This window comes from Microcoleus sp. S13_C3 (genome assembly GCF_036700905.1).
In the GTDB taxonomy this organism is placed as follows: domain Bacteria; phylum Cyanobacteriota; class Cyanobacteriia; order Cyanobacteriales; family Microcoleaceae; genus Microcoleus.
Map to the genome: position 1 here is coordinate 26868 of NZ_JAUBPT010000077.1, position 11611 is coordinate 38478.

Here is an 11611-nt window from a genome sequence, read left to right on the forward strand (position 1 = left end):
GTTTTTTTTGACTCTGAACAGCGAAAAAAATTACCACTGTAAACCAATCTAACATCAACAGTCGATCGGCAGCCAATCGGCAAAATCTCCGGCAAACTGGGACAGAGAAAGCAATTGCACTGGTGGATTTTGAGCCACAGATTCCCGTTCTGGCAAAGTATTGTAACCCCAATCAGCCAAAAATAACATCACCTGAGATAAATCCGGCTGCTGCTTCACCGACAGCAAAGTTTTTAACCTGTCTTCCACAAACCAAATAGTCGAATCTTTGCCAGACGCGGCCAAAAATTCCCGCAAAATTTGGTGTTTCGGCTTGTTGTATTCCTTACCAAAAATCAACTCCGGCGGCATTTGTACGCCTGCTAGTTGCAAAAGTTCCCGCACAAAACGGCCTTCCTTGGTAGTGACGATCGCCACTTTCACCGAACTCTCCTGCAACGAGTGCAAGCGATCGGCAACCCCTGGATAAAAGCGGTGCAAAGACAGCCACCCAGATAAATCCTCAGCAATCCAATTATCGCGCAATCCGTCTAACATAGCGCCTACAGACTGCGCTTTCAAATTATTTTCGGTCAATAAATGCGGTACTATATTGGGCCACTCTAGCAAAATTTGCTCTGGGGAAATTCCTGTCAGCAGTGCGCGGATTAGCAGCGGCATTTCCCAACCAGTTTCGATGGCGGGCCGCACTCGGTAAAAACTCAAAGCTAAATCTGGTTCTGGCACTGTTTCGACTGGTTTCCAAATTTGACAGTAGGTACGCCAAGCGGTTTGAAAATATTCGATTAGTCCGTCACAAATCACACCGTCAAAATCAAGAGCTAGAATTGTCGGAAAGTTATTAGCCATCAATCGATTTTAGATTTTAGATTTTAGATTTTGGATTGAAGAATTGGAGAATTGAAGAAAGCGATCTCACTGATGAATCCTGGGACTGGTTATCGGATACTATGTTTGGGTTGTGCCAGGATAAAGACGGGGGCTTGTACCCTGGCTGCTTTCGGTCACTGGATTGAAGCATTGAAGCATTGACTGTGCAAACAATCAGCAATGATTGGTGAAGAGTGGTTATTAAAAAGACTGAACTAGCGGTTGATCTGCGATCGATTCTAGTCCTTGGGACTCCAACAATTGCGTCCACTCGGTTGTCAGCCGCGAATCATCGGGTGCGAGGCGCCGCATTTCGGCCAGAGTAGCAAGAGTCTCGTACCAAATCCCATTTTTAGCATAAGCAATCACCTTAGCCATAGGGTCGGGATTTGCCAAATCGTTCTTGAGAGTTGCCTGGGGTTCAATTCGCTGCATCCATCCTTTAACAATATAATCTCCTGAACGCTCCAGAGGATCGCAGGCTAGTGCAAACGACCACACATATCGCTTACCAACCTCAATATTTTTTGTCTTGTCTTTCTCAGAAAGGCTAACTCCAACAATTCCGGCTTTGTCATTTTTTAAAGTAGTTTCGTAAACTACTTCGGATTCATCTGCGTTTAGCAAAATAAACTCTACTTGAGCTGCCGGTTGAGAAACATATACAAAAAATGTTGGCGACTCTGTTAGCGTTAAGCCAATATTACTTTCAGGTACCAAGGGAGTAATGAATAAACCATCCCGTAACTTACAGCCTCGATGCGTCCCCCCTTGCCGGTTGTCGGGGGCTGTTACATCGGGAGGTTTGAAATTAACATTCTGACTGAGGAGAATGGGTGCAGGCACAGCCTGTATCGGTGTCAGCAAACTGGGGAGAGTAACGGCGATCGTCAATACAGTCATCACCAGTGCAGTAAAATGTATAAAACGTTTCATTTTTCCACCCACTTGTAAAAATATTTATAGAGCGCATTTCTAAAGGTTAACCCGGAGTTTTAGCCCCGGGCGCGATCGAGTAAATGGGTCAATTTTCACATCGCCATCGGCAGATCGACCAAACTTCAACAAATAGCGAGATTTAAAGAGGCGCAACCAGTGGTTGAGTTGCAACAGATTCCAGTCCTTGGGACTGCAATAATTGCGTCCACTTGGCTGTCAGCTTCACATCCCCCGGTGTCTGGCGCCGCATTTGGGCTAAAGTAGCGAGAGTTTCGTACCAAATCCCATTTTGAGCATAAACGTTAAGCCTAGTCATGGGGTCGGGATTTGCCAAATCGCTCTTGAGAGTTGCCTGCGGTTCAATGCGCTGCACGAAGCCTTTAACAACTAAATCTGCCGATCGGTCTTCCGGGTCGCAAACCATCGAAAATGACCATACGTATCGCTTGCCAACTTCAAGGGATTTGTTGTTGTCCACGGTAGCAGGAATACTAACTCCTACAATCCCGGATTTGTCAAGTTTAAAGGTTTTTTCGTAGACTACTTTGTCTTCGTTTTCGTTGAGCAAAGTAAACTCTATTTCGGGCGAGGTGTTAGGAATATAGACAAAAATTGTGGGAGAATCTGTTAGGGTTAAACCGATATTAGTTGGAGGCACTAAAGGAGTAAGAGATACACCCGCTGGACAAAGCTTGTTGCCGCGATGTGTCCCTCCTTGTCGGTTGGCGGGGGCTGTTACGTCGGGAGGCTGGAAATTAAAATTTTGACTCAGCAGAAGCGGCTGGGATTGTGCACGCATCGGTGCAAGTGAACTGGGGACGGTAGCTGCGATCGCAGATACGGCGACAGCAAGTGTAGCCCGATGTAGAAAACGTTTCATTTTGTTGTACCTTTCAGTATAATTGCAAACACAGGCATTCGCTGATGGCGACAAATATTTTTGAGATGCTAGTCGAGGGCGCAGATACACAATTTCAACCTTTACATATCATCAATAACATTTATTAATTCGATCGGCAAGTGGATTCTCCGTCCGAAAAATCAGGTTGCCTAGGTTGCCAGTATCATTGAATACAGTTGCTCGCTACGTAAGGTAAATTTTTGTAACAAAGTTCTCGGAGTTTCCGAGTGTTCTAAGATGGAGGAAGTCTCCAGCAGGGGGAAATGTGAAACAACTGCTGTTCCAGAAACGAGTCAAACTTTTATGCTGGGATAATGAGTAAAATATCTAACAAAATTCGATCGGCAGCGACTCAAGTGAGTCAAAGGTATAAACCATCACTAGCATTGGCTAAGTCTGTATTAATTGCCAGCGTGGCAGTAACATTATCCTTGATGGGGGCCAGACAGCTAGGAATACTCGAACCAGTAGAATTAAGCGCTTACGACCAAATGGTGAGGTGGCGTCCCGATGAACAGCCAGACTCGCGTTTGCTAGTTGTGGGGATTACCGAAGCAGACATTCAAAAACTGAAACAGTGGCCAATATCCGATCGCAAAATAGCTGAAATCTTACAAAAACTCGACAAAATGCAGCCTGCAGTCATCGGTTTAGATGTACTGCGAGACGTACCTTTAGGAGACGGGCGCGAGGAATTAACTAAACTTTTACAAAAAAGCGATCGAATTATCGGGGTATGTTTAGTCACCGACGGAAGCCCGGACAATCCCGGTTCTCCGCCTGCGCCGGGGCTGCCAAAAAACCGGGTGGGATTTGCCGATTTCGGAGTCGATCCGGGTGGCATACTCCGCAGGGCTTTATTATTTATGAAACCGCCGAAAATTGACGGCAACTCCTCGGCCCAAAAACATCTTTGCAATGACAATTCTCAAGTTTTAGCTTCCTTCAACATCCAGCTAGCACTCCGCTACCTCCAAGGGCAAAAAATCTCTCCCAAACTTGCACCCGATCAATCTTTATGGCTGGGAAAAACCCAATTAAAACAACTAGCAAGCAATGACGGAGGATACAAAAATGCCGATGTCAGGGGATATCAAATATTAATTAACTATCGTTCCAAGCAGCAAGTCGCAAACCAAGTCAGAATTACGGATGTTTTAGAAGGGAAAGTAGACCCGAATTTAGTTAAAGATAAAATAGTTCTCATCGGTTACACCACAGAAACCGTTAAAGATTTATTTTATACTCCTTACAGTGGGCGACAGCAAAAAAACCAATTCATGCCTGGTATCGTGGCACACGCACAAGTAGTCAGCCAAATTTTGAGTACAGTTTTAGACAACAGACCGATGTTTTGGTTTTGGCCGGAATGGGCAGAAATCCTGTGGATTTCGGGATGGTCAATTGTGGGAGGAACCTTGGCATCGCGGATGGCTCACCCAGCGAAGTTGACAGTGACATTCGCAGCACTGCTGTCCGGGTGCTGCGCGATTAGTTTTGGGATTTTTCTGTTGGGAGGGTGGGTGCCTGTAGCAGCGCCAGCCTTAGCATTAATCTTAACTGGCGGTAGCATTGTATCAGCAGAGAGATTTAATAAAGCCGGATACGGGAAAGCAATTAGCGATCGAGTAAAACAAGTCTTCAAAATCGAAATAGACCAAGCCAAAAAAGAACAGCAAGTCGCAGAAATCACAGAATCTGATTTCTTTAAAGAATTGCAGCAAAAGAAAGATAAACTGAGGATTAGCAAACAAGAAACCTCTGAAAAAAAACTTTCCGAACCCCAAGAAATAATTGCCATTACCCCAGATATTCCCAATGTCGAAAGTCAGACAGACGAATATCTAGCTCAGTTGCAGGAAAAATCCCAACACCAGAAGCAGCGCGCCGCCGTGACTGAATCGGAAAGCGCCTCTCCAACGGGTGTCCCGATAGGTAGCGGTTGTGGTGCTAGTTCCGCCGAAACTAAACCTGATGACGAGTTCAGCGATTTGCAAGCCAAAGCCAAACAGATGCGGCAGCGCAGGGGCGCAGAAAAGAGGATAAAAGATGAAAAAAGTGATAGTTTAACTGACAAGGAGGATTTGGGGGCAAAGGAAGAATGACAGGCAACTCGACTGCATCGAGAATTGCATCATAATTAATTCTCGCCGTTTCTTACGCTCATACGCAGATCATGTCCAAAATCATCTCTGTCCACTCTTACCGGGGCGGAACTGGCAAATCGAACACGACAGCAAACCTGGCATCTATTATCGCTCGCAGCGGAAATCGGGTCGCCATTGTGGACACAGACATTCAATCACCGGGGATTCACGTGCTGTTCGGTTTCAGCGAGAGCAACATGGATCGCTGCCTGAACGATTACCTGTGGGGCCGCTGTCCGATCGCGGATACGGCCTACAATGTGAGTTCGCTGCTGCCAAAATTAGCCAGTAACGGCAACCTCTACCTGATTCCTTCGAGCATTAAAGCAGGGGAGATAGCGCGAGTTTTGCGGGAAGGCTACGACGTGGGACTGCTTACCGACGGCTTTCAAGAACTGATCGAGGTTTTGAACTTAGACTACCTATTTATCGACACGCACCCGGGACTGAACGAAGAAACCCTCCTCAGCATTACCATTTCCGACATCCTGCTGCTGATTCTGCGTCCGGATCAGCAAGATTTTCAGGGAACGGCTGTCACGGTAGATGTGGCCCGCAAATTAGAAGTTCCCAAGATTTTGATGACGATTAACAAAGCCCCAGAATCGCTGGATTTCGAGGATTTGAAGCAGCAAGTAGAGAGTATCTACAACATCCCAGTGGCAGGGGTACTGCCCCACAGCGACAAGATGATGCTGCTCGCCAGCAAGGGGGTGTTTGCGCTGCACTTCCCTAACGACCCTCTAACTAAGGTGGTGGAAGGGATTGCCAAACAGATTGTGGGATAATTGGTGCTGCGAATGCCGAGATCCCGCCCAGGAGTTTCGCTTTCGCTCTCCATTCCTGCGGAGCCATGTCCTCCTGCGTATCCAGAATATTTGGCTAAAGAGTCAGGAGAATGGCGACAAAATGAGATACAAATAGATTATGAGAATTTGTTAAAAAACTTTAGGAGGAGAACTCATGGATTTTGACTTCCGCATACTAATAGTATTGATGCCCGTATTGTTAGCGGGCGGCTGGGCTGCTTACAACGTCGGTGCTATAGCTCTCAAACAAGTACAGAAAATGTTGAACAAGCAAGCATGAACTAAGCATTATCACCAGTAATTTCGCAGCCGGCTGTTTTTTGAGATACAAAACAGCCGGCTGATTTGTGCATGGGATCTGCTTAAGTGATGGCTGATTCTTGGCGGGCAATTTACGACTGCAGAGAGAGGGGGCAAAAACCCAAGAAAAGTTACATTTAAAGATTAGGGAGAAACCGGGTACGCTCAAGCAAAATACTTTGTTGCAGCAAACGAGCCTGGGTAAAAAAACCTAGTTGCAAAAGCAGGGCGATCGTGTAATTTCTGATTTTGATGTTTTGAACTTTACTCAGGATTTATGAGTAGAGTGCCCTAAAAATATTTGGTAAGCACGTTATCGCAGAAAATATGAGACAATCACAAAAGTATTTGCCCTAAGAATCCCCCTAAAAACTACGAAGTTTAACTTGTAGGGAATATCGGTCAAATTGTCAATGTTAAATTCCTATATCTTGAGATAGATTATGCTTTTTCCCCGATCGAGCGGCATGCTAGTCCACCCCACGTCCTTTCCCAGTCGATTTGGCATTGGAGACATGGGAATAGAAGCATATCGCTTTATTGACTTTTTAGTAGAGAGCGACCAGCAATACTGGCAGGTATTGCCGCTGGGGCCGACAGGATACGGCAATTCTCCTTATTCCTGCTATTCAGCAATGGCGGGAAATCCGCTGCTGATCAACCCAGAACTGCTGCGGGACGAGCAATTGCTCGCCGATGAAGATTTCGCTAATTTACCAGAATTTCCGCTGGATTATGTAGACTTCGATCGGGCGATCGCCCTGAAAGTGCCTTTGCTCAAAAAAGCTTGCGAAAACTTCAAAGCCAAAGCATCCCCGATCCAGCAAAAAGAATTCTCAGGTTTTTGCGAAAGCAAAGAGAATTGGCTGGAAGATTACGCCTTATTTATGGCACTAAAAGATCACTTTGGCGGTGTTAGCTGGAACAATTGGGAACCCGAAATTGCCCGTCGAGAACCCAAGTCCCTAGAGAAATGGCGCCAGCAGCTAAATGCTGAGATTTATTACTACAAATACGTCCAGTTTGAGTTTTTTCGCCAGTGGACGGAGTTGAAACGCTATGCTAACCTGCGGGACATTAAAATTATTGGCGATATTCCGATTTATGTAGCTCACGACAGCGCGGATGTATGGTCTCATCCAGAAATATTTTGCTTGGATGAAGCCACCGGAGAACCAGCTTTAATGGCGGGAGTTCCCCCTGATTACTTCAGCAATACAGGTCAATTGTGGGGCAACCCGGTATACAATTGGGAGAATTTGCAAGCAAATAATTTTGAGTGGTGGGTGCAGCGTTTTGAAGCGATTTTCGCTTATGTAGACGTAACTCGGATCGACCACTTTCGAGGATTTGACGCTTACTGGGCGGTGAAGCGCGGACAAGAAACTGCGATCGAGGGAGAGTGGATTAAAGCGCCGGGCACAGCTTTATTGGATCTAATTAACGAGAAGTTTGGCAACTTGCCGATTATCGCTGAAGATTTAGGGGTAATTACTCCAGAAGTGGAAGCTTTGCGCGATCGATACGAGTTTCCAGGAATGAAGATTTTGCAGTTTGCTTTTGGCGCGGGCCCGGGCGATCCTTTTTTGCCTTTCAATTACGATCGCAACTGCGTAGTTTACACCGGCACCCACGACAACGACACGACTGTCGGCTGGTTCAATCAACTGCAAAACTACGAAAGAGATGAGGTTTTGCGTTATTTGGGCTGCATCGATCCCCAAGGAATTCACTGGTCTTTAATCCGCATGGGCTGGATTTCTATTGCTAATATGGCAATTGTGCCGTTTCAAGATTTGTTGGGTTTAGATACTGACGCGCGGATGAATTTTCCGGGGAAACCAGAGGGAAATTGGGGATGGCGGTATCGGCCCGAAGCTTTGAATTGGGAAGTGCGCGATCGGCTCAAAACCATGACTTACATCTCCGGCCGCGCTCCTAATAAACATTGATTATCGCGAAGGGGTAATTGGTAATTGTTAATGGGTAATATCCAATCTGTTAGCATCGGAATTATTCCTATCTCTATACTCTTAATCTGCGTGAATCAGCGTCAATCCCTTGTCATCTGCGGTTCAGAAATTCTCTTTTTTTGACCGCAGATACAGGCAGATGCAACACAGATTAACGCAGATGAATTCTATCAATTCCGGTTGCACCATCCGTGATTGTTGACCGAAAGCATCCAGGCTACAAGCCCCCGGATTCATCCGTCCAGAAATAAAAAACCTGTATCCCATGAAACTTGCCCCCCGAATTTATCCGTGGGGTCAATGCTTCAATTCTAAAATCTAAAATCTCAAATCTAAAATCGATTGACTGTTGACTGGATTTGACTATTCCGATGCAACCGGGTTTGATAGAATGGGTAATTGGTAATTGATAATGAGTGCATCAAGACGGACATTCTAATTAAACTCTGTGGACTGCCCGCTATTACCTATTACCCATTAACAATTACTAATTACCAATTAACACTCAACCTTCATTCTTGGGCGGTGCTGAAGGCTTGAGTTCGTTTGCTTTAAAAACAACTTGTTTGGCGACTCCAGGATCTCCGAGTGGTTCGGCTTGTCCGTTATTAACAGCAACCATTACCCCGCCGGCGTTACCTGCTACCACTACTAATTGCTTTTGAGCCCCCCAGGTGCGAACAGTCCCGGTCGGCAAAGTTCCCTCAAACTCTGTTTTACCATCGACTTCAACCTGCATCCACGATTCTGCTTTAAAAGTGACGTTAACCATCACTGGTTTATTGCCAGATTTATTTAAATTTTGACCAGTTCTTACTGCTTCGACAGCCTCGTAACTATCCGGTTTCTGAGTTTGTGAGGCTCTTGATGCCTCAGCAGCTAAACGAGCTTGTTCTTGCTGCCCAAGGGCTAGTTCTTCGGCTCCCGCACCGTTTTTTGCGGTAACAGAACCGCTCATCAACTGAGATAAGACATTGACCGAACAGATAATTAGAAATGTGTAAAAGAGGTAGAGGTGCATCGGCCGCAACTGAGGCCCATCTTGCCAGGATAGCTTGGTTCTCGATCGGGGTGGCGGTTCGATCGGGAAAAAGTCGGCAAACTGAGTTCCGTCCAAACCCATTGCTTCAGCGTAGCGCTTGATCAAACCCTGAGTGTAGACGGGTTCAGGAAGTTGGTCGAGTTGACCGTCCTCGATTGCTTGTAGCAGATTCCGCCGAATCATTGTTACCACGGCTACTTTGTCCAAACAAATCGACTGCTGTTCGCGGTACTGACGGAGTTGAGTTCCAATTTCCGCTAGCTTCTTCTGAGCTGTTTCTGGCTCTTGGGGGTGTCGTTTCTGCTTAGTTGTTTTGAAGAATAAAAACAATAAATTCTTTGTCATATGCTGTGCTCCTGGGAATTTACTGGCACGCTTATTGATGTTAGGTTGACTAGATTCCATAAATAAATAATTTCCGCATCTTCTAGGGGTCGGCAGCCGCCTGGTGGCAATATTGGCGAACCAGGCCGCTGCAATTGAATCGGGCCAATGGCTGTGCGGTGCAGGCGCACCACGGGATATCCCAAGATATCGGCTGTTCGCCGAATCTGTCGGTTTCTGCCTTCTGATAGAATGACTTCTAACAGAGTTTGGTCTTGCGCGCGATCGAGAACTTTAACTTTCGCGGGCAAAGTTTTTCGGCCGGACAAGATGATGCCCTGACGCCACGTTTGTAGTATGGGTTCCGGGGGATCGCCGCTCACCCAAACCTGATAAGTTTTGGCGATCGAGTGACGCGGATGGGTCAAACAAAATGTCAGCTTACCATCATTGGTGAGCAAGAGGGCGCCGGTGGAATCTGCATCTAAGCGTCCTACGGGGTGGATGCCTTGACCGGATCGCAGTTGTGGTGGCAGCAAGTCGAGAACTTTCGATCGGGCCCTTGGATCGCTGCAAGTAGAAACTACGCCGGCCGGTTTGTTGAGCAACAGATAGACCTGTGCAGGTCGATCCGTTGGTTTCACCGGGACTCCATCGACTTGGATAAGATCGCGATCGGGATTCGCTTTTTCTCCTAAGCGAACAATATTGCCATTAACTCGGACTCGTCCAGCTACAATCATCTGTTCTGCAAGACGACGAGAGGCAATGCCCCACTGGGCGAGGATTTTTTGCAGCCTTTCATCAGACATGACGGGAGTGTGGAAATCCCCAACGAACCAGCGGTGGGGAGGAAACACGACACGGTTAATTGATTAACCGTACTAGCAATGCTCAATTCCTGATTGGGAATAAATTATAATGCTGACCAATTATTACAGGACGCCCAGCAAGAGTGCAGATTGTCCTTGTGCCCGGTGCAGATTGTCCTGATGGCATTACCCTGAATGCTGTGCAAAAACTACGACGAAAAGACTCGCGGCAGGCACAGGTTTGCACCGTTGGTTTGCGGCTGGTTTGAAAGGTGTGGGTCAGACCCGACCATAAACCAACACTACCATAAATCCCGTACTCCTGGTTAAATTTATACGTTCGATCGCGAATTTTTCATCGGGATCGCACAACTCGTGAACTACCCAAAGATCCCAAGGGGAGAAAGGTGAGAATTTTTCTGCTTCTGGCGTGGCTGATGCCAGATTTCTGCTTGATTTTGGAGTTAATCGGACTTGTGTTCATCAACCCGGTTTCTAAGGAAAATCAGAGGTTGACGGCGATAGATATATGAATAAACCGGGTTTTTGAGGCCGGATGCACAAGCCCTAGTTAAATTTCTGTGCTTGAATATTAAGGTTTATATTCTGAAATCGTTTATGACTGTCGATCGAAACTCTCTTCAATTTGACAATAGAGATGCCGCTGCTGGCTCTGGTGGGACGGTTAATCTCGACCTTGAGCCGGGGAGACCTTCGCCGAGTCAAGGCAGCCGGATCGCGAGCGCGGTGCTGTCTCCGGCGGTAAAGTTGTGGCTGCGATCGCAAGTTCAGCACGTGGACGAGTTGAAGGTGAAAATTGAGGGGAGCGATCGACAAATCTTCAGCGGTGCGATCCCCAAAGTCACGGCTGCCGCTCGGGGTGCTGTGTATAAAGGACTACACCTAACTGAAGTTGCCATAGAGGGCTGTGGCATTCGCATCAACCTCGGTCAAGCTCTCAAAGGCCAACCCCTGCGCCTCCTGGAATCCGTTCCCGTGGCAGGCGTTTTGAGGGTCAGCCAAGCGGATTTGAATGCGTCGCTGAAAGCGCCTTTGCTGGCTGATGCTTTGAGCGAATTTTTGCTGCCTATGCTGCCACTGACAAATAGGGAAAAGTTGCTGAAGTTGCAAAATTCGCAGATCGCAATTGAAGCGGGTTTGTTAACGCTGTCGGCGGCAATTTTGCGCGCTGGCGGTACGCAAATTCCTTTTGTATTGCGGACTGGTTTGCGGATAGCCAGCGGTCGCGAATTGATGTTTGAATCACCAGAAATCGAACTCGATGGAGAATTAAAGAGCAGTGATTTCAATGGTTTTAAAATTGATTTTGGGCCGGAAGTTGAGATTGAAGAATTGATTTTGAGTCCGGGGGAGATTGTTTGTCGGGGGGGAATTAGAGTTTTGCCTTAGTTAGTTCACTGTTGACTGTTGACTGTTGACTGTTGACTGTTGACTGTTGACTGTTGACTGTTGACTGTTGACTGTTGACTGTTG

10 protein-coding genes are annotated in these 11611 nt (G+C 46.7%); 5 read left to right on the plus strand and 5 right to left on the minus strand.

The genetic code is table 11. The features are described from left to right. Nucleotides 1–54: 54 nt before the first annotated feature. The 3 genes from QUA16_RS20805 to QUA16_RS20815 form a co-directional block, all read right to left on the minus strand. A complete protein-coding gene (locus QUA16_RS20805) occupies nt 55–849 on the minus strand; it encodes an HAD hydrolase-like protein (protein WP_333105448.1) in 795 nt (264 codons plus the stop codon). A 222-nt stretch (nt 850–1071) separates the two neighbouring features. After that, entirely contained in the window at nt 1072–1806 is a 735-nt protein-coding gene (locus QUA16_RS20810) for a DUF928 domain-containing protein (RefSeq protein WP_333105447.1), read from the minus strand. 142 nt (nt 1807–1948) lie between these two features. After that, on the minus strand, nt 1949–2689 hold the full coding sequence (locus QUA16_RS20815) for a DUF928 domain-containing protein (protein ID WP_333105446.1): 741 nt from the start codon (nt 2687–2689) through the stop codon (nt 1949–1951). Between the two features lie 335 nt (nt 2690–3024). Here QUA16_RS20815 and QUA16_RS20820 point away from each other — a divergent pair, with 335 nt between their 5' ends. From QUA16_RS20820 to malQ, 4 genes are all read left to right on the plus strand, one after another. Beyond that, nucleotides 3025–4815, plus strand: coding sequence for a CHASE2 domain-containing protein (locus tag QUA16_RS20820; RefSeq protein WP_333105445.1), 1791 nt, complete (start codon nt 3025–3027; stop codon nt 4813–4815). A 71-nt stretch (nt 4816–4886) separates the two neighbouring features. Then, nucleotides 4887–5645, plus strand: coding sequence for a MinD/ParA family protein (locus tag QUA16_RS20825; RefSeq protein ID WP_333105444.1), 759 nt, complete (start codon nt 4887–4889; stop codon nt 5643–5645). A 175-nt stretch (nt 5646–5820) separates the two neighbouring features. Next, nucleotides 5821–5946: a photosystem II protein Y gene (locus tag QUA16_RS20830; RefSeq protein ID WP_333105443.1), complete on the plus strand. Its 126-nt coding sequence runs from the start codon at nt 5821–5823 to the stop codon at nt 5944–5946. Nucleotides 5947–6409: 463 nt separating this feature from the next. Further along, nucleotides 6410–7918 carry a 4-alpha-glucanotransferase gene (gene malQ / locus QUA16_RS20835; RefSeq protein ID WP_333105442.1) on the plus strand — a complete coding sequence of 503 codons (1509 nt, stop codon included), beginning with the start codon at nt 6410–6412 and terminating at the stop codon, nt 7916–7918. A gap of 526 nt (nt 7919–8444) precedes the next feature. On the opposite strand, the gene QUA16_RS20840 is transcribed toward malQ, so the two are convergent. Continuing rightward, on the minus strand, nt 8445–9326 hold the full coding sequence (locus QUA16_RS20840; protein ID WP_333105441.1) for a RodZ domain-containing protein: 882 nt from the start codon (nt 9324–9326) through the stop codon (nt 8445–8447). Then, entirely contained in the window at nt 9323–10117 is a 795-nt protein-coding gene (locus QUA16_RS20845; RefSeq protein ID WP_333105473.1) for a pseudouridine synthase, read from the minus strand. Before QUA16_RS20845 ends, QUA16_RS20840 begins: the two co-directional genes overlap by 4 nt. A gap of 618 nt (nt 10118–10735) precedes the next feature. Between QUA16_RS20845 and QUA16_RS20850 the strand changes: the two genes are divergently transcribed. Beyond that, complete coding sequence (locus QUA16_RS20850; RefSeq protein ID WP_333105440.1) at nt 10736–11527, plus strand: DUF2993 domain-containing protein; 792 nt, start codon at nt 10736–10738, stop codon at nt 11525–11527. Nucleotides 11528–11611 lie beyond the last annotated feature (84 nt).

Bases quoted from the DNA above. Each gene is read 5' to 3' on its own strand.
- QUA16_RS20830 (WP_333105443.1), top strand. From the start codon at position 5,821: ATGGATTTTGACTTCCGCATACTAATAGTATTGATGCCCGTATTGTTA.
- QUA16_RS20815 (WP_333105446.1), bottom strand. From the start codon at position 2,689: ATGAAACGTTTTCTACATCGGGCTACACTTGCTGTCGCCGTATCTGCG.
- QUA16_RS20805 (WP_333105448.1), bottom strand. From the start codon at position 849: ATGGCTAATAACTTTCCGACAATTCTAGCTCTTGATTTTGACGGTGTG.
- QUA16_RS20820 (WP_333105445.1), top strand. From the start codon at position 3,025: ATGAGTAAAATATCTAACAAAATTCGATCGGCAGCGACTCAAGTGAGT.
- QUA16_RS20850 (WP_333105440.1), top strand. From the start codon at position 10,736: ATGACTGTCGATCGAAACTCTCTTCAATTTGACAATAGAGATGCCGCT.
- QUA16_RS20825 (WP_333105444.1), top strand. From the start codon at position 4,887: ATGTCCAAAATCATCTCTGTCCACTCTTACCGGGGCGGAACTGGCAAA.
- QUA16_RS20810 (WP_333105447.1), bottom strand. From the start codon at position 1,806: ATGAAACGTTTTATACATTTTACTGCACTGGTGATGACTGTATTGACG.
- QUA16_RS20845 (WP_333105473.1), bottom strand. From the start codon at position 10,117: ATGTCTGATGAAAGGCTGCAAAAAATCCTCGCCCAGTGGGGCATTGCC.
- malQ (WP_333105442.1), top strand. From the start codon at position 6,410: ATGCTTTTTCCCCGATCGAGCGGCATGCTAGTCCACCCCACGTCCTTT.
- QUA16_RS20840 (WP_333105441.1), bottom strand. From the start codon at position 9,326: ATGACAAAGAATTTATTGTTTTTATTCTTCAAAACAACTAAGCAGAAA.